The sequence below is a fragment of the Streptomyces sp. SLBN-118 genome, from assembly GCF_006715635.1.
Taxonomy (GTDB): domain Bacteria; phylum Actinomycetota; class Actinomycetes; order Streptomycetales; family Streptomycetaceae; genus Streptomyces.
This window is the reverse complement of record NZ_VFNP01000001.1, coordinates 1,086,530-1,104,724: the sequence shown is the minus strand read 5'-3', so window position 1 is coordinate 1,104,724 and position 18,195 is coordinate 1,086,530. Positions and strand designations below refer to the sequence as shown.

The 18,195-nt window shown below is 69.8% G+C and carries 14 protein-coding genes, 1 pseudogene and 1 riboswitch; of the genes and pseudogenes, 10 read left to right on the top strand and 5 right to left on the bottom strand.

The annotated features are described in order from the left end of the window. Position 1 precedes the first annotated feature (1 nt). The 4 genes and pseudogenes from ispG to FBY35_RS37950 all read left to right on the top strand — a co-directional run. Positions 2-1,168 carry a flavodoxin-dependent (E)-4-hydroxy-3-methylbut-2-enyl-diphosphate synthase gene (ispG, locus tag FBY35_RS05165; RefSeq protein ID WP_142212644.1) on the top strand — a complete coding sequence of 389 codons (1,167 nt, stop codon included), beginning with the start codon at positions 2-4 and terminating at the stop codon, positions 1,166-1,168. Between the two features lie 26 nt (positions 1,169-1,194). Next, positions 1,195-3,075, top strand: a complete 1,881-nt coding sequence (gene dxs / locus FBY35_RS05160) for a 1-deoxy-D-xylulose-5-phosphate synthase (RefSeq protein WP_142212643.1) — start codon at positions 1,195-1,197, stop codon at positions 3,073-3,075. Beyond that, positions 3,072-4,457 carry an aspartate aminotransferase family protein gene (locus tag FBY35_RS05155; protein ID WP_142212642.1) on the top strand — a complete coding sequence of 462 codons (1,386 nt, stop codon included), beginning with the start codon at positions 3,072-3,074 and terminating at the stop codon, positions 4,455-4,457. Before dxs ends, FBY35_RS05155 begins: the two co-directional genes overlap by 4 nt. Before the next feature lie 67 nt (positions 4,458-4,524). Then, positions 4,525-4,692: pseudogene (locus FBY35_RS37950) on the top strand (XRE family transcriptional regulator); the annotation flags it as partial. Here the strand turns inward: FBY35_RS37950 and FBY35_RS05145 are convergent. Further along, positions 4,659-5,471, bottom strand: a complete 813-nt coding sequence (locus FBY35_RS05145; RefSeq protein ID WP_142212641.1) for a tyrosine-protein phosphatase — start codon at positions 5,469-5,471, stop codon at positions 4,659-4,661. The pseudogene FBY35_RS37950 and the gene FBY35_RS05145 sit on opposite strands and share 34 nt — an antisense overlap. 181 nt (positions 5,472-5,652) lie before the next feature. Here FBY35_RS05145 and FBY35_RS05140 point away from each other — a divergent pair, with 181 nt between their 5' ends. The 3 genes from FBY35_RS05140 (at position 5,653) to FBY35_RS05130 (ending at position 10,203) form a co-directional block, all read left to right on the top strand. Beyond that, a complete protein-coding gene (locus FBY35_RS05140) occupies positions 5,653-7,773 on the top strand; it encodes an alpha-galactosidase (protein ID WP_142212640.1) in 2,121 nt (706 codons plus the stop codon). Between the two features lie 338 nt (positions 7,774-8,111). Continuing rightward, positions 8,112-8,270, top strand: a riboswitch (cyclic di-AMP (ydaO/yuaA leader). A 2-nt stretch (positions 8,271-8,272) separates the two neighbouring features. Next, the gene (locus tag FBY35_RS05135) at positions 8,273-9,238 is read left to right on the top strand and encodes a LysM peptidoglycan-binding domain-containing M23 family metallopeptidase (protein ID WP_142212638.1); all 966 of its coding nucleotides are present in this window, start codon (positions 8,273-8,275) and stop codon (positions 9,236-9,238) included. 173 nt (positions 9,239-9,411) lie between these two features. After that, entirely contained in the window at positions 9,412-10,203 is a 792-nt protein-coding gene (locus FBY35_RS05130; RefSeq protein WP_142212637.1) for an SGNH/GDSL hydrolase family protein, read from the top strand. A 46-nt stretch (positions 10,204-10,249) separates the two neighbouring features. Here FBY35_RS05130 and FBY35_RS05125 read toward each other — a convergent pair whose 3' ends face one another. The 4 genes from FBY35_RS05125 to FBY35_RS05105 form a co-directional block, all read right to left on the bottom strand. After that, a complete protein-coding gene (locus FBY35_RS05125) occupies positions 10,250-11,188 on the bottom strand; it encodes a carbohydrate kinase family protein (RefSeq protein WP_399208234.1) in 939 nt (312 codons plus the stop codon). A 29-nt stretch (positions 11,189-11,217) separates the two neighbouring features. Continuing rightward, positions 11,218-11,838: a TetR/AcrR family transcriptional regulator gene (locus tag FBY35_RS05120; protein ID WP_142212636.1), complete on the bottom strand. Its 621-nt coding sequence runs from the start codon at positions 11,836-11,838 to the stop codon at positions 11,218-11,220. Between the two features lie 364 nt (positions 11,839-12,202). Further along, complete coding sequence (locus tag FBY35_RS05110) at positions 12,203-13,384, bottom strand: Glu/Leu/Phe/Val dehydrogenase dimerization domain-containing protein (RefSeq protein ID WP_142212635.1); 1,182 nt, start codon at positions 13,382-13,384, stop codon at positions 12,203-12,205. Positions 13,385-13,719: 335 nt separating this feature from the next. Continuing rightward, complete coding sequence (locus FBY35_RS05105; RefSeq protein ID WP_142212634.1) at positions 13,720-14,298, bottom strand: carboxymuconolactone decarboxylase family protein; 579 nt, start codon at positions 14,296-14,298, stop codon at positions 13,720-13,722. 134 nt (positions 14,299-14,432) lie between these two features. Here FBY35_RS05105 and FBY35_RS05100 point away from each other — a divergent pair, with 134 nt between their 5' ends. From FBY35_RS05100 to FBY35_RS05090, 3 genes are all read left to right on the top strand, one after another. After that, positions 14,433-14,870 (top strand): PPOX class F420-dependent oxidoreductase, encoded by a 438-nt coding sequence (locus FBY35_RS05100; protein WP_142212633.1) that lies wholly within the window; start codon positions 14,433-14,435, stop codon positions 14,868-14,870. A 56-nt stretch (positions 14,871-14,926) separates the two neighbouring features. Beyond that, entirely contained in the window at positions 14,927-16,111 is a 1,185-nt protein-coding gene (locus FBY35_RS05095) for an MBL fold metallo-hydrolase (protein WP_142212632.1), read from the top strand. 281 nt (positions 16,112-16,392) lie between these two features. Further along, complete coding sequence (locus tag FBY35_RS05090; protein ID WP_142212631.1) at positions 16,393-18,189, top strand: sensor histidine kinase KdpD; 1,797 nt, start codon at positions 16,393-16,395, stop codon at positions 18,187-18,189. Positions 18,190-18,195: the final 6 nt, after the last annotated feature.

The following is an 18,195-nucleotide window of genomic DNA, read 5'->3' as shown; positions in this document are numbered from 1 at the left end:
GATGTCCCTAGGAGAGCCAGTCGCACTGGGACTCCCTGAGCTGCCGGTCCGGCCGATCGCGATGCGCCGCACCTCGCGGCGCATCCAGGTCGGCTCGGTGGCCGTCGGCGGGGACGCGCCGGTGTCCGTGCAGTCGATGACGACGACCCGTACCTCGGACGTGGGGGCGACGCTGCAGCAGATCGCCGAGCTGACCGCGTCCGGGTGCCAGATCGTGCGGGTTGCGTGTCCCACTCAGGATGATGCGGACGCGCTGGCGACGATCGCCCGTAAGTCGCAGATCCCGGTGATCGCGGACATCCACTTCCAGCCGAAGTACGTCTTCGCCGCGATCGATGCCGGGTGCGCGGCGGTCCGGGTCAACCCGGGCAACATCAAGCAGTTCGACGACAAGGTCAAGGAGATCGCCCGGGCGGCGGGCGAGAGTGGCACCCCGATCCGGATCGGGGTGAATGCGGGCTCGCTGGATGCCCGGCTGCTTGCCAAGTACGGCAAGGCGACGCCGGAGGCGCTGGTGGAGTCGGCGCTGTGGGAGGCGTCGCTGTTCGAGGAGCACGGTTTCCGCGACATCAAGATCTCGGTCAAGCACAATGATCCGGTCGTGATGGTCAATGCCTACCGGCAGCTCGCGGCGGCCTGTGACTATCCGCTGCATCTCGGGGTGACCGAGGCCGGGCCGGCGTTCCAGGGCACGATCAAGTCCGCGGTCGCCTTCGGGGCGCTGCTCGCCGAGGGGATCGGGGACACCATCCGGGTCTCGCTCTCCGCGCCGCCCGCCGAAGAGGTGAAGGTCGGTATCCAGATCCTGGAGTCGCTCAACCTGCGCCAGCGGCGGCTGGAGATCGTCTCCTGTCCGTCGTGCGGCCGGGCCCAGGTGGATGTCTACAAGCTCGCCGACGAGGTCACGGCGGGCCTTGAGGGTATGGAGGTGCCGTTGCGCGTCGCGGTCATGGGGTGTGTCGTCAACGGTCCCGGCGAGGCCCGCGAGGCCGACCTCGGTGTCGCGTCGGGCAACGGGAAGGGTCAGATCTTTGTGAAGGGCGAGGTCATCAAGACCGTTCCCGAGTCGAAGATCGTCGAGACCCTCATCGAAGAGGCGATGAAGATCGCCGAATCCATGGAGGACGCAGGGACGGCCTCGGGCCCGCCCGCCGTCACCGTGAGCTGAGACAAGCAAGTGAAGGGGGTCCGACCGTGACGATACTCGAGAACATCCGGGGGCCGCGCGATCTGAAGGCGCTGACCGATGCGGAACTCGAAGAACTCTCCGAGGAGATCAGAGAGTTCCTGGTCCAGGCGGTGGCGAGGACGGGTGGCCACCTGGGACCGAACCTCGGCGTGGTGGAGCTGACCGTTGCCCTCCACCGTGTCTTCGACTCACCCGTCGACCGCGTCCTGTGGGACACCGGGCACCAGAGCTACGTACACAAACTGCTCACCGGCCGGCAGGACTTCTCCAAACTGCGCGGCAAGGGTGGGCTCTCCGGCTACCCCTCGCGCGAGGAGTCCGAGCACGACGTTATCGAGAACTCCCACGCCTCCACCGTGCTGGGCTGGGCCGACGGCCTGGCCAAGGCGCATCAGGTGCTCGGAAGCAGCGGCCATGTCGTCGCGGTCATCGGGGACGGTGCGCTCACCGGTGGCATGGCCTGGGAGGCCCTCAACAACATTGCCGCGGCCAAGGACCGGCCGCTGATCATCGTCGTCAACGACAACGAACGCTCCTACGCCCCGACGATCGGCGGCCTCGCCAACCACCTCGCCACACTGCGTACCACCGACAGCTACGAGCGGGTGCTGGCCTGGGGCAAGGACGTCCTCCAGCAGACGCCCGTCGTCGGCAAACCGCTGTACGAATCGCTGCACGGCGCGAAGAAGGGCTTCAAGGACGCCTTCGCACCGCAGGGGATGTTCGAGGATCTGGGCCTGAAGTACGTAGGACCGATCGACGGTCACGACATCGCGGCCGTCGAATCGGCGCTGCGCCGGGCGAAACGCTTCCACGGGCCCGTCCTGGTGCACTGCCTGACCGAGAAGGGCCGCGGCTACCAGCCCGCGCTGGAGGACGACGCCGACCGCTTCCACACCGTCGGCGTCATGGACCCGCTGACCTGCGAGCCGCTCGCACCGTCGGGCGGTCCGTCCTGGACGTCGGTGTTCGGGGACGAGATCGCCGAGATCGGGGCACAGCGGCCGGACGTCGTGGCGATCACCGCCGCGATGCTGCACCCCGTCGGTCTGACGAAGTTCGCCGAGCGCTTCCCCGAGCGGGTGTGGGACGTCGGGATCGCCGAGCAGCATGCTGCCGTCTCCGCGGCCGGGCTCGCCACCGGTGGCCTGCACCCCGTCGTCGCCGTGTACGCCACCTTCCTCAACCGGGCGTTCGACCAGCTGCTGATGGATGTGGCCCTGCACAAGTGCGGAGTGACCTTCGTGCTCGACCGCGCGGGCGTCACCGGCGTCGACGGGCCCTCCCACAACGGCATGTGGGACATGTCGATCCTCCAGGTCGTCCCGGGACTGCGGATCGCCGCGCCACGCGACGCCGACCGGCTGCGCCAGGAGTTGCGCGAGGCCGTCGACGTGAGCGACGCGCCGACCGTGCTGCGCTTCCCGAAGGAGTCCGTGGGCGAGCCGGTCGAGGCGATCGGCCGGATCGGCGGGATGGACGTCCTGCACCAGGACATCGAGCCCCAGGTGCTCGTGGTGTCCGTGGGAGCGCTCGCCTCCGTCTGTCTGAAGGCCGTGGAACTGCTCCGGGGGCGCGGCATCGCGTGCACCGTGGTGGACCCGCGCTGGGTCAAGCCGGTCGACGAACAGCTGGCGCCGCTCGCCGCCCGGCACCGCCTGGTGGCCGTGGTCGAGGACAACAGCCGCAACGGCGGCGTCGGTTCGGCGGTCGGTCAGTCACTGCGGGACGCGGACGTCGATGTGCCGCTGCGTACCTTCGGCATTCCCGAGCAGTTCCTCGCGCACGGCAAGCGCGGTGAGGTGCTGGCCGACATAGGGCTCACGCCGGTGGAGATCGCGGGACGGATCAGCGCTGCCCTGGCAGTCAAGGAGAACGGGCTATGAGCAAGGAGTTCGATCTGGCCGAGCTGCTCGCCGAGCGCGGGAGCGAGCGCTACGAGCTGCACGCCAGACATCTCAACCACCAGCTGCCGCGCATGCTGCACACGATCGGCTTCGACAAGGTCTACGAGCGGGCCGAGGGAGCCTACTTCTGGGACTCGGAGGGCAACGACTATCTCGACATGCTCGCGGGCTTCGGAGTCATGGGGCTCGGCCGGCACCACCCGGTCGTACGAAAGGCGCTGCACGACGTCCTGGACGCCTCGCTGCCCGACCTCACCCGCTTCGACTGCCAGCCGCTGCCGGGACTGCTGGCCGAGAAGCTGCTGGCGCACAGCCCGCACCTGGACCGGGTGTTCTTCGGGAACAGCGGTACGGAAGCGGTGGAGACCGCCCTGAAGTTCACCCGGTACGCGACAGGGAAGCCGAGGATGCTCTACTGCTCCCACGCCTTCCACGGGCTCACCACCGGGTCCCTGTCGGTCAACGGCGAGGCTGGGTTCCGGGACGGATTCGAGCCGCTGCTTCCCGACACGGCGATCGCGGTGGGCGATCTGGGCGCGCTGGAGCGGGAGTTGAAGCGCGGCGATGTGGCGGGCTTCGTCGTGGAGCCCGTTCAGGGCAAGGGAGTACAGGCCACCCCGCCCGGATTCCTGTACGCGGCCCAGGAGTTGCTGCACCGGCACAAGGCGCTGCTGATCGCGGACGAGGTGCAGACCGGCCTCGGCAGGACCGGCGACTTCTACGCCTACCAGCACGAGGACGGGGTCGAGCCTGATCTCGTCTGTGTCGCGAAGGCGCTCTCGGGCGGTTACGTGCCGGTCGGGGCCACCCTTGGCAAGGACTGGATCTTCAAGAAGGTCTATTCCTCGATGGACCGGGTGCTTGTGCACTCGGCGAGCTTCGGATCCAACGCGCAGGCGATGGCAGCCGGGCTCGCGGTGCTGTCGGTCATCGAGGACGAGCAGATCGTCGCCAACGCCAGGGTGACCGGAGACCTGCTGCGCTCCCGTCTTGCCGCACTCGTGGAGCGTTATGAGCTGCTGCACGAGGTGCGCGGGCGCGGCCTGATGATCGGCATCGAGTTCGGCCGGCCGGACTCGATCAAACTGCGCAGCCGCTGGACCATGCTGCAGGCCGCCCGCAAGGGTCTGTTCGCGCAGATGGTCGTGGTGCCGCTGCTGCAGAAGCACCGGATCCTCACTCAGGTTTCCGGCGACCACATGGAAGTGATCAAGCTGATTCCGCCGCTGATCATCGGTGAGCGGGAGGTGGACCGGTTCGTGGAGGCGTTCACGGCGGTGATGGACGATGCCCAGGGCGGTGGCGGGCTGATGTGGGACTTCGGCAAGACCCTGGTCAAGCAGGCCGTTGCGAATCGCTGAGCTTTGGCCGCTTTGCCTCTGAGGCAAGGAATTTGCCTCAGAGGCGTACTCCTGGCGCAATGGACGCATGACCATTCCTGCCGGAGGGGCCGCTGACGAACTGCCCGACGTCGCACCACGGCTGCGAGATCTGCGCCGCAGCCGCCGGCTCACCCTGGAGGCCGCCGCCCGGCGCCCTGACAAGTCGGCCGGCGCGGGCCCTCACGCCTCGTCGAGGAGGCGCTCGCGCAGCCGTTCCCGGGTCTCGGAGCTCAGCTTCAGGCCCTCGCTGAGGTAGCGCTCGGTGTCGCCCCAGGTTTGTTGGATCGTGTCGAAGGCCGCGTTCAGATACTCGGTGCGCGCGTCGAAGAGCGGGGCGAGCAATTCCATCACTTCGGGTGACATCCCGGCCGGTGAGTTGTCGCTCCGGCGGACCAGGTAACGGCGGTGCGGGTCATTGGACTGGAGGTAGTCCGCCTCGATCGCGTCCCGCTCGACACCGACCGCGAGCAGCGATACGGCTATGGACAGACCGGCGCGGTCCTTGCCCGCCGCGCAGTGCATCAGGGCCGGGACGCTGTCCTCGGCCAGCGCGTGGATGACCCTGCTGTGCTCGGCGGTGCGCTGCTTGATGATCATCCGGTACGACGCCGACATCCGGCCGGCCGCCTTCCCGTCCGCCAGGATCGAGCGCAGCTGGTCGAGATCGCCTTCCCGGACCATCCTCCAGAACTCCGCCCCGTCGGCCGGGTCGGTGAGCGGCAGATTCACATTGCGCACGCCGGGCAGCTCGACGTCCGGGCCCTCGAGGCGCATGTCGGACGCATTGCGGAAGTCGAAGATCGTGTGCAGACCGAGGCCGGCGAGAAATGAGGCGTCCGTCTCGGTGGCGTGGGCCAGGTGGCCGCTGCGGAAGAGCCGTCCGTGCCGCACCCGCCTGCCGTCAACGGTCGGCAGTCCGCCCACATCACGGAAATTGCGCACTCCGGTCAGCTCGGGCTCTGTCGAGGGGGCCTGCGGCAGCTGCTGCGTCACGTGGGCTCCTGAAGTGACTGCCGTCGGCGCTCCTCGCCGACGATGGCGCTTTCCAGACGATACGACATTGCTTCAGCGGACAATCATTTCGATCTGTCCCGTCAAGGGCGTTGCACGGGCGCCGACTCCCGCCGGATGATGTTCGGGTCTGTGCGGACCTGTGAGTATCTGAGGGGTCGGGATGATCGAGAGCGTTGGCAACGGACGTACGTGGGTTCTCTCCGGACCGGCAAGCAGTTATGCACTGCACCTCACGGACGGCGACGAGCTGCTGCATCTGCATTGGGGGCCACGGATCTCCGGCGCCGACGCCGAGGCGCTTGCGGCGCAGGGTCCGCCGCCGTACTGGCCGTTCGAGTCCCCGCTCGACGGACATGAGGAGTATCCGGTTGAGGGCGGCCCCCGCTTCGTACGCCCGGCGCTGTCCGTCCGTACGGCCGAGGTGCGCGGAACCGAATGGACCTTTGCCGGGGCCGCTGTGGACGGCGACGAGCTGCGGCTGCGCTTCGTCGACGCCGTGCACGGACTCGGTCTCACCCTGCACCACCGGATGCGCGACGACGCCGATGTGATCGAGCGCTGGGTCACCGTCGCCCATGAGGGCGAGGGACCCGATCTCGAGCTGCTCAGGGCCGATGCGGCAGCCTGGACACTGCCGCTGCGCGGCGGCTGGCGGCTCAGCCAGCTGCACGGCCGGTGGGCCGCCGAATCCCTGCTCGTGCGGTCGGAGCTGACGTACGGGGAAAGGGTGGTGGGCAGCCGCCGCGGCCACACCGGACATCAGCACCTGCCGTGGGTGGCTCTGGACGCCGAGTCGGCCACCGAGGAGCGCGGCGACGTGTACGCCGTGGCGCTCGGCTGGTCCGGATCGTGGCGGATCTGCGTACAGCAACTGCCCGACGGACTGGTGCAGATCACCGGCGGAGCGGGCCACGACGACTCAGGACTGCTGCGGCTCGCGCCCGGTCGGTCCTACACCTCGCCCGTCTTCGCCGGGCTGTGGAGCGACGGCGGCTTCGGCGGGGCCAGCCGGGCCTGGCATGCCTGGCAGCTGGCGCACGTCATTCCGGACGCAGCTTCCGAACGGCCGGTCCTCTACAACTCCTGGGAAGCCACCGGCTTCGACATCTCCGAGGAGCAGCAGCTGGCGCTCGCGCAGCGGGCCGCGGCCATGGGTGTCGAGTTGTTCGTCGTCGACGACGCCTGGTTCGGGCAGCGCACCAGCGACCGCGCCGGACTGGGCGACTGGACCCCCAACGCCGAGCGCTTCCCGAAGGGCCTCGGGCCGCTCGCCCATGAAGTGCACGCGCTGGGCATGCAGTTCGGGATCTGGGTCGAACCGGAAATGGTGAACGCCGACAGCGATCTGTACCGGGCGCATCCCGACTGGGTGCAGCACCATCAGGGCCGCGCCAGGACCGAATTCCGCAATCAGCTGGTGCTGAATCTCGCCCGCGAGGACGTACAGGACTATCTGTGGGAGCAATTGGACGCCCTGCTGACCAATGCCCCCATCGACTATGTGAAATGGGATTTCAACCGCTGTTTCACGGACGCGGGCTGGCCCGGCGAGGAGTACCCGCAGAAGCTGTGGGTGGAGCATGTCCACGCGCTGTACGCACTGCTGGACCGGCTTCGGGCCGCGCATCCCACCGTCGCCTTCGAGTCCTGCTCGGGCGGCGGCGGCCGGATCGACCTCGGCATCCTCTCCCGTACCGATCAGGTGTGGACCTCGGACAACACCGATCCGCTGGACCGGCTCGCCATCCAGCAGGGCTTCACCCAGCTGCACCCGGCTCGGGTCATGGCCGCCTGGGTCACCGACAGCCCCAACGTCCAGCTCAACGGCCGTGTCAGTACGCTGCGTTTCCGCTTTGTCAGCGCGATGGCCGGGGTGCTCGGGATCGGCGGCGACCTCACCGAGTGGACCGACGACGAGCTCGCCGAGGCGCGCGGCTGGGTGGAGCTCTACAAGAAGATCAGGCCGCTGGTGCAGCACGGCGAGCTGTACCGGCTGCGCGCGCCCGACCGCGGGCTCAGCGCCGTCCAGTACGTGCGCGGCGAGGAGACCGTCGTCCTCGGCTGGCTGCAGGCGCAGCACTACGGCGAACGGCCGCCGCGGCTCAGGCTTCGCGGTATCGATGCGGCAGCTGTGTACGAGTGCCTGGACACCGGAGCCGTGCACCGTGGGTCCGTCCTGCTGCATCACGGGCTGCACACGGGGCTCAAGGGCGACCTGGACGCCACGGTGATCCGGCTGCGGCGGCGGCAGCCCCCGCAGGCGTCAATTTCTCATCAATGACAAATCTGGGGCAAAAGTGGACCCCTTCGGTCGATAGTCATTAAATGACTCTTCTGTCCGGATTGGGCGATTAGATATGGCGTGCCCCGTCTGTAATGGAGGCCGGGCGCGCCTCGTGAGCAGGATCATATTCGTGACGGTGTGTGGCGGTGTGACGGATATGGATTCCGTTGCCTGAAAGGGCTGGGAAGATCATTGATCCACGGAGCGTAACGGGAATTCTCCGGCGATATCACGCCGACTCGTGATCCGTAATTGGGGTTGGCTTGTTCCGGTCGGCTCGGCTCGTTTACTTTCACGGCAATCCGGACGGACCGCCTAATCCTGCCGCCGCCCGGAATTCGAACCCACCCACGTGTGGCAGGAGCGGGGGACCCAGGTAGTACGCCGAATCCGCACTTTCCGGAACGGCTCGGGGTTAAGTCGCGCAACTGCGCGGCCGGGCATCTCCAGCCCGAACCCGACAGCTCACCTCGCCGGCGCCGGAGAGGAAAGCGCCATGCCCGCAAAGGGTAAGCATCGCCGTCCCAAGACCAGCCCGATCACCCGCGGTTTCCTCGCAGCGGGCACGAGTGGCGCCGCCATCGCGATCCCGCTGATGGGCGCCACCGGGGCCCACGCCGCGGGCAAGACCGCCCCCGTCGCGACCTCGTCGCACACGGCGGTGACCGCCGCCGCGGCCCCGGCCGCGTTCAGGGCCCCGCACAAGCCGGCCGCAGCGCCGACCACGTACTCCGTCGTCGCCGGCGACTATCTCTCCAAGATCGCTGAGGAGCACAACGTCCGCGGTGGCTGGAAGAAGCTGTACGCGGACAACCGAGAGCAGGTCGGTGACAACCCCTCGCTGATCCACCCGGGCCTCAAGCTCACCCTCGGCGCCAAGTCGAAGGCGACGGCTCCCGAGAAGTGGAAGCACAGCAAGAAGAGCCAGCACCGGTCCGCCACCAAGACCGCCGCCAAGGCCGCCTCCAAGACCGCCGCCAAGGCCGCCTCCACGACCGCGGCCAAGGCCTCCACGGACTCCGGCCCGGCGAAGAGCGCCCCGCAGACCAGCAGCTCCGGCTTCACGACCCCCGTCGACGGCGCGACCGTCATCACGCCGTACCACCTCGCCGGCTCGATGTGGTCCAGCGGCTACCACACCGGTGTCGACTTCGCGGCCTCCACCGGCACCACGGTCAAGGCCGTCGGCCCGGGCACCGTCGTCTCCGCCGGGTGGGGTGGCGCGTACGGCAACGAGGTCGTCATCCAGCACAGCGACGGCACCTACTCGCAGTACGCCCATCTCTCCTCCCTGGCCGTCTCCGCGGGCCAGAGTGTGAGCGGCGGCCAGCAGATCGGCCTCTCCGGCTCCACCGGCAACTCCACGGGACCGCACCTGCACTTCGAGATCCGCACCGGCCCGAGCTACGGCTCGGACATCGACCCGCTGGCCTACCTGCGCCAGCACGGCGTCACCGTCTGACGCCCGTCGACCGGCGCCGCCCGTCTCACCGCCCTCCCCTCGTGCCGCAGCCCGCGGCCGGGGGGACTCGGTGTATTCCCCGTGGGTGAATCCTGAGCGGTGGTAAAGATCACTCCCCGTCAACCCCTCCTTACGGTCGCGTAGGTCACATCTGCAGGGGAGGATTAGCTCTCGTGGCAGACGATTCGAGAACAGAGAGCAGCTGGGGATTCGGGTCGTACGCGGCGATCGGTGACAGCTTCACCGAGGGCGTCGGCGACCCGGGTCCCGACGGGATGTACGTCGGCTGGGCGGACCGGTTCGCGGTCCTGCTCGCCGACCGGATGCCGGAGCACACCTTCAGGTACGCCAACCTCGCCGTGCGCGGGCGCCTCCTCGACCAGATCGTCGGGGAACAGGTGCCGAGGGCGAAGGAACTCGCCCCGGATCTGGTGACGTTCTGCGCGGGCGGCAATGACATCATCCGGCCCGGCACCGACCCGGACGACGTGGCCGAGCGCTTCGAGCGCGCGGTCGCCGACCTCACCGGCGCCGTCGGGACGGTCATGGTGACCACCGGCTTCGACACCCGCGGGGTGCCGGTGCTGCGCCATCTCCGCGGCAAGATCGCCACGTACACCGCGCATGTGCGGGCCATCGCCGACCGCTACGACTGCCCCGTACTCGATCTGTGGTCGCTCAGGTCCGTCCAGGACCGCCGGGCCTGGGACGCCGACCGGCTCCATCTCTCACCCGAGGGGCACACCCGGGTCGCGCTGCGCGCGGCCCAGGTCCTCGGTATCGAGGTGCCCGCCGACCCCGACCAGCCGTGGCCGCCGCTGCCGCCCCGTGGCACGCTCGAGGTGCGCCGCGACGACATCCAGTGGGCGCGCGAGCATCTGGCGCCCTGGATCGGCCGGCGGCTGCGCGGCGAGAGCTCCGGCGACCATGTGGAGGCCAAACGGCCGAACATGCTGCCCCTGTGACAGTGGCTGGGCGAAGAGCCCACCGGCTCGGTTCGGCGGCCGGGTGTCACCTCTCTGCCGCCAGGAGTTCCGCCGAGCCGATCAGTGCCGTACTGCCCTCGCCCGTGCAGGCGTGCGCGCCCGCCAGCGCGCCGAGCCGGGCGCTCTGTTCCAGTTCACGGCCCGCCAGCCGCCCGTACAGAAAGCCGCAGACGTACGCGTCGCCCGCGCCGTTGGAGTCCACCACCCGGGCGGGCGGCGCCACCGCGGGGACCGGGCGGGGGGTGCTGCCGCCGTCGCGGGTCAGGAGATACGAGCCTCCCGCACCGGCCGTCGCGATCACCGCTTCGGCCCGTCCGTCGCGCAGGATCTCCCGCATCACCGACGCGATCCGCTCGCCGGCGCCCGCCGCACTGAGGAAGACCAGGTCGGAGCGGAGCGCGAACTCCCGTTGATGGTCGGCCAGTCCGTCCCAGTCGTGCAGATCGGTGGAGACCGGGACGCCCAGCTCCTCGATGTCGTCGTACAGGAACCGAGCGAAGTTCACGATCGACAGATGGACATGTCGGGTCCGGCGCAGATGGGGAAGGTAGACGTCGCGCGGCATGCGCAACTCGCCCGGATCGCGGGCGTCGTAGAAGGACATCCGGCGGCCCGAGGGATCGACGAGATTGACAGCACGCCGGGTACCGGCGGGCGAGAGGAGCGGCTCGAAGTGCACTCCGCCGGCGGCGAGCCGTTCCTGGACCTGGCGTCCGGGCCAGTCGTCGCCGATGTAGTCGAGGAGCGTGACCTCAAGCCCCAGCGCCCGGCAGCCGAGTGCCACGTTGCCGCCGGTGTGGCCGGGCCATTCGCGGATCGGGCCGACGCCCACGGAGTCGGCGAGCGGGACGGGCAGGGAGCCGACGCGTACGACCGTATCGACGCCGCTGCCGCCGACGACGAGCACATCCTGTGTGTTGTAGGGGAGTTGATCGGTCTGCTGTTGCTGCGACAGGTGAGACACAGTCGCCCAGTATGACTGCCGGCGCCGGATCAGCGTGCGGCGGCCGTCAGCGCCTCGCGTTCCACGCCGAGCTCACGGGCGAGCGCCTCGTCGGTCCACTCCAGCATCGCGGCTCGCGAGAGCGAGCCCGCGTACGAGGTCATCTGCACGGCGAGCCCGTCCAGAAAAGCCGTCAGCCGCCAGGCCGTTGCCGCCGGGTCCTCGCACGGGAACTCGCCCGCCGCCGCCCCCTCCGCGATGACCTCGGTCAGTGCGGCCTTCCACTGCTGGTCGAGATCGCGGGCCACCTCGCGCAGGGCGGGCTCACGCAGGGCGGCCGCCCAGCCCTCGATCCACAGGCGCCAGCCCTTGGCCGTCCCCGTCGGCGCGTACCAGCGGACCGCGGCGCGCAGCCGGCGCAGCGCGGTGGTGCGGCGGCCCAGCAGTTTGCCCAGATGGGCGAGATCGCTGTCGGCTGCATACGCGAAGGCCGCGGCTACGAGCTTCTCCTTGGTCGAGAAGTGGTAGAGGACCAGGGCGTTGCTCACCCCCAGCGCGGAGGCGACATCGGCGATCCGTACGGCCGCCACTCCGTGCTCCTCGATCTGTTCGACGGCGGCGCCGAGCAGCTCCTCACGCCGCTCTGCCACGTTCAACCGGACTCTGGCCACGTTCTCACCCTACACAGTCGATCTTGGGCGCGGTTCGGTCAGCTCTGGATGTTCGGCGGCGGCCCGGGAGAGGTCGCACAGGGCGGCCGCGGCAGCCTCCAGGTGTACGGGCGGAGCACCGCGCCAGCCGGTCAGCAGGGGGCTTGCCGCAGCGAGAGCAGCAGGGCCTGGGCCCGTTCGTGGGTGAGCGGGCAAGGGCTACGGCCGTGTTCGCCAGGAGTTCGGCACTGACTCCGCCGACAGCGGCGAGGGGCGCGCCCGGCGAGCGCCCCGGCCGCGAGCCGGTAACCCCACTTCTCCCGGTTGGCCGAGGCACCGACGACGGCGACCGACCGCGGGTCGAAGAGGGCATCGAGAGATGCCGTCATCTGTACCGGCCGAAGCGCTCGGCGATAACGGGCAGGCGGTCGGCGACGATGGCGTGGGCGGCTGCGCGCGGGCTCGTCCCGTCCGCCTCGGCTCGCGCCAGCATCTGGCCGATCAGCGCCCGCATCGACCGGCGCGTGCAGGCGAACGCCTCGTCCGAGTCGGCCTCGATGTCCCCGAACAGCGTCCACCACCACCACGCGTTGGTACCGGAGTTGACGACGACATCGGGCAGCACGGTGATCCCGCGCCGGGCCAGCATCTCCTCGGCGTCCGGCAGTACCGGCATGTTCGCGGCCTCGACGATCCAACGGGCGGTGATCTGCGCCTGGTTGGACGTGTCGACGGCGTACGAGACGGCCGCGGGAACCAGGACCTCCGCCTCGACGGACAGCCAGGCGTCGCCCGGCAGTTCCAGATCACCGGGCCGAAGGGCGGCCCGGTCGACGGTGCCGTACGAGTCCCGCGCGGCCAGCAGCGCGTCGATGTCCAGGCCGTCCGGGTTGGCCATGGTGCCCTTGATGTCGGCGGCGGCGACGATCTTCAGCCCGGCGCGGGCGAGGAAGCGGGCGGTCGCGCCGCCCATGGTGCCGAGCCCCTGGACACAGACACGCGTTCCTTCGTGCGGCACACCTTCCCGGTCGAGTGCGACGAGGACCGACTCGGCGACGCCGCAGCCGCCGACGAGTTCGTCGAGGCCGACGCCGTCGACCTCGACGGCGAAGGCGTCCGCGAGTCGCTGCCGCGCGGAGGCCTCGTCGTCGAGGAGGGGGTAGACGGCCTGGATGGAGGAGACGAGACCGGCCTCCCGGGCGGCGCGGTCGACGACGTCCTGGGTGAGGCCGAGATCATCGCCGGTGGTCCACATCGTCTCGATGTACGGCCGCACGGCGCGCAGATAGCGCACAAGGATCCCGTACGCACTCGGGTCCTGAGGGTCGCAGTCGATGCCGCCCTTGGCGCCGCCGAGCGGGATGTACCGCCCGTCGGGGTTGTAGTGCAGGGCTTCTTTCATCGTCATCCCCCGGGCCAGCCCGGTCACCTCCTCCAGCGTGCAGCCCTCGCGCATGCGCAGGCCGCCGCTGGACACCCCGCGCACGAGCCGGTCGATCACCAGATGGCCCTGGCGCCCGGTGACATGGTCGGTCCAGGTGAGCGACAGCAGGGGAGTGGTGGTCATCTGGCGGACTCCTCGGGAACGGTGATCACGGTGGGACCGGGGGTGGCCAGTGCCCGGACGACTGCCTCGCCGCCCGTCACGGCCGTCGACGCCACTCGCGGGCGAACGCGCGGCTGAGGTCGACGATGTCGCGCTGTTCGGTCGTGAGCGGGACCAGCTCGGTGGGGAGCTCGGACATGGTGCCTCCAGGCACGACGAAGACGGGGTAACTGAATCGTCAGTCAGTATCTGGAGGCGTGGGCTCCCCTGTCAACGTGATCGTCAGCATGTCCGCGCGGAGGTCCGCCCTCCGGTCAGGCGCGGAGGTCCGCCCTCCGGTCAGGCGCGGAGCGGGGTCAGGCGGATACGGACCCGGGTACGGCTCCGCGGGCCGGAATCTCGCACTGGTCCTTGAACCCCTGGCTGCTCAGACCGAGCGCCGCATTCATCCGCGAGCGCAGGTTCTCCACCGCCACGATCGCCGTGAGCTCGACGAACGCCGCCTCGCCCAGCGAGGTGACCAGCCGCTCGGCCTGCTCGTCCACGACCTCGGGCGGATTGGCGGTCATCGCCTCCGCGTACTCCATGACATCGCGCTCCAGCGGGGTGTAAGCGTCGCTGTCGCGCCAGACCGGCACATCGAGCACCTTGCGTACGTCCATGCCGCGCTGCCGACTCACCCAGTGGCCGAAATCCATGCACCAGCTGCAACCGATCGACGCGGCCGTCGCCATCTCGGCCAGCGCCTTCAGATCGGCGTCGAGGTGCTTCCACTTGGCCACCGACTGCTCGAAACGCAGGTCGCTCCAGAGCACCCGGGGGTTGTGGGCCAGCGCCCGGGCGGGGTCGAGCACCTTTCCGTACACGCGCTTCGAGTACCACTCGGTGAAGCGGAAGAGCAGCGAACGGCGCGGGGCGAGGGAGATACGGGCCATGACGGGCCTCCTGAGCTGTGGACGATGTCCTTTCACGGGTACGACGGACGGGGTGCGGCCGGATGTGACATCACCGGCCGCGGCCGGGTAAAAATCTTCAGGAACACCCGCATCAGGAAGCGCGTTGCCTGGTCATGACGGAAAGCGCGAAGCAGGACGCCTTGCTCAAGCTCGTCGCCGAATACGGCGGCGGGGTGCTGGTCACCCTCAAGCGGGACGGCAGGCCACAGCTCTCCAATGTGAACCACCACTACTACCCCGACGAGCGGACGATCCGGGTGTCGATCACGGACGACCGCGCCAAGACCGCGAATCTGCGCCGCGACCCCCGTGCCTCGTACCACGTCACGAGCCAGGACCGCTGGGCCTGGACCGTCGCCGAGGGCACGGCCGAGCTCTCCCCGGTCGCGGCCGACCCGTACGACGAGACGGTCGAGGAACTGATCACGCTCTACCGCGACGTCAGCGGCGAGCACCCGGACTGGGACGACTACCGCCGTGCCATGGTCCGCGACAAGCGCATCGTGCTCAGGCTGCGGGTGGAGCGGGCCTACGGCCAGCCGCGAGGCTGAGCGCTGTCGGACGTCACGCACATAATGAAGACACCACACCGACCCCAGGAGGTGCCGTGACTGGCACTGGCCCCCACAATCCGCTGCGTACCCGGCTGCGCGCACTGCGCCCGGCCGCGTTCGGCGCCGACCCGTCCGGTGAGCGGTGGGAGCGGATCAAGCGCTCGCCGAACTTCTCCGACGGTGTCTTCCAGAACCCCGTGGGAGCCAGGACCAGGCCGTCCGGCGGTTCCATGATCGAGTTCGCCAAGATCTACTTCCGCAAGGAGGCGCGGGCCCGCCGCTCCCCGGTCGGGCTGGTGCCCCTGCACACCACGACCCTCGCCGACCTTGCGAGAGAGCCGGCTTCCGGGCTGCGGCTCACCTGGATGGGACACTCCAGCGTCCTGGCGGAGATAGACGGGCGACGGGTGCTCTTCGACCCGGTCTGGGGCGAGCGCTGCTCCCCCTTCCCCTTCGCCGGTCCCAAGCGGCTGCACCCCGTGCCCGTCCCGCTGGCGGCCCTCGGCCCGGTCGATGTCGTCGTGATCTCCCACGACCACTACGACCACCTCGATCTGCCCAGCATCCGGGCGCTGGCCTCCACCGACACGGTCTTCGCGGTGCCGCTCGGCGTCGGTGCGCACCTGGAGCACTGGGGCGTGCCCGCCGACCGGCTGCACGAGCTGGACTGGAACGAATCGGCGCAGGTGGCGGGCCTCAGGCTGACCGCGACCCCGGCCCGGCACTTCTGCGGCCGCGGCATCCGCAATCAGCAGCACACGCTCTGGGCGTCCTGGGCCGTCGCGGGCCCCGAGCACCGCGTCTACCACAGCGGCGACACCGGATACTTCCCCGGCTTCAAGGACATCGGCGCCGAGCACGGCCCCTTCGACGCCACCATGATCCAGATCGGCGCGTACAGCGAGTACTGGCCGGACATCCATATGACGCCCGCCGAGGGCATGCGCGCCCACCTCGATCTCCAGGGCGGCGAGCCGTCCGGCGCGATGCTGCCGATCCACTGGGGCACGTTCAACCTCGCGCCGCACCCGTGGGCCGAGCCCGGGGAGCACACGGTCGCCGCGGCCGCGGCGGAGGGCGCCCCTGTCGCGCTGCCGAGGCCCGGCGAGCCCTTCGAGCCGACGGCCGAGCGCGTTCCCTCCGAGCTGTGGTGGCGCGCGGCGGCGCCCGCGCCCGCCCAGGGCCGGGCGACCTCAGGCGACAAGGGCAGCAGCCCCGAGGTGGCGCCGACCGCCTGATCCCCGACGCGTCCTTGGGGCCCTCGGCCCGCTGCGGCCCCCGCCGACACACCCGGCGGGGGCAAGGCCGCGTTATCGGCCTGCCGTGCGAAGCCTCATACCAGAGCGCGATGAATGTCGGGCAAGTTTGTCAACTGCCCTCCGCACGTGCCCGCTTGGCGACTACCGTGTGTCCCCGGTGATCCACGATGGGCTTTTTTGCGCACGCAGAGCCTATCGTTGAGCCGAAGCTGACCACTTGCAATGCGCCGATTCCTGGGGCCCCCGTACCAAGGACGCTAATGTCTCAACTTCGCGCACCCGCCGCGCGGCCGGACCGCCGGGAGGGAGGGCGCCATGGACGGCCAGGCGCCCGCTCCCTGTCGTCAGCCGGAAGGTCGCAACCCGTGCCGCCGTCGCCGGACGCCCGTATACGCCCTCAACTCCTGCGCACCGCAGTGCTTCCGGCGATTGTCGCCGCCCTCAGCGGAGCCACTGCCGTGTTCTTCACGATCCGCACCGCCGGGCTCCGGCCCGGCGTCGGCCTCTGGTCCTTACTCGGCGGTGCCGCCGTGCTCGCCCTCGCCGCGGTCGCCGCGGCGTTCATCGGCGCGGACCGCACCTCCAAGTCGGTACTGGACCGCTGCGCGGCCCTGCGCCACTCCTCCGCACGCGGACAGGCCGACCTGCAGATGGTCGTCGAGCAGCTCAGAAGGGGAGAGGGACCGCCCCCACGCCGTGCCCCCACGCCGGCGCCCCTCGACGCGGACGAATTCGACCTGCTGACCCAGGAGCTGAGCCGCTCGCACGATGCCGCCGTGGCGGCTGTGGTGCAGGCCTCCCGGCTCTCCAGCAGCGTCGGCAACGAACAGAAGGTCGAAGTCTTCGTCAACCTGGCCCGGCGGCTCCAGTCGCTGGTCCACCGGGAGATCCAGCTCCTCGACGAGTTGGAGAACGAGGTCGAGGACCCGGAGTTGCTCAAGGGCCTCTTCCATGTCGACCACCTCGCCACCCGCATCCGCAGGCACGCGGAGAACCTCGCCGTCCTCGGCGGCGCGATCTCCCGGCGGCAGTGGTCCAACCCGGTCACCATGACAGAGGTGCTGCGTTCCGCTATCGCCGAGGTGGAGCAGTATCCCCGGGTGAAGCTGGTGCCACCGATCGACGGCACCCTGCGCGGCCACGCCGTCGCCGACGTGATCCACCTGCTCGCCGAACTGGTCGAGAACGCCACCCTGTTCTCCGCCCCGCACACCCAGGTGTTGATGCGGGCCCAGCACGTCACGGCCGGACTCGCCGTCGAAGTCGAGGACCGCGGCCTCGGCATGCCGGTGGGCGAGCAGAACAAGATGAACGCCCTGCTCGCCGACCCGGACCAGGTGAACGTCGCCCATCTGCTGCAGGACGGACGGATCGGTCTCTTCGTCGTCTCGGCACTGGCCCGCAGGCACGGCATCGCGGTACGCCTGCAGTCCAATATCTACGGCGGCGTCCAGGCCGTCCTCGTACTCCCGCAGGGCCTCCTCGGCGCCGAGTCCGACGCACTCCAGCAGCACGGTGCGGCCGCCGCGTCCGAAGCCGCGGCCCACCCGCGGGGAGAGACGGCAGTCACCCGGGCGACCTCGGTTCGTACGCCGGTTCACCAGCAGCCCCACTCCCCGCCACAACTGCCGCAGCAGCAGGGGCCACCGCAGCGGGAGCCGGTGCACGCCACGCTCGGCTCCAGCTCTCTCCCCGTACGAGGAGAGCACGCCGACCGCCCCAACCCGGCGGAAGCCTCCCCCCGTGCCGGTCACCCGGGCGACTTCTACGCCGACGCCAACTACACGACGCCCGCGCCGAGTTCACCCCCCGAAGCCGCGCCTGTGGTGCGCGGCACCACGGGCCGCCCCCAACTGCCCAAGCGCCGCAGCCAGGAACACCTCGTCCCCCAGCTGCGGGACGCCCCGGCGCCCCGCAGAGACGAGGAACACGCGGTCCACGATCCGGGCCTCATGGCTGCCTTCCAGCGAGGCATCGGTCTGGCCGAGTCCCAGCCCCTCGCGGACAGCGCGCCGCTGCCTGACCCGCAGCGTCACGACAACACCCCCAAGGAGTAGATGCAC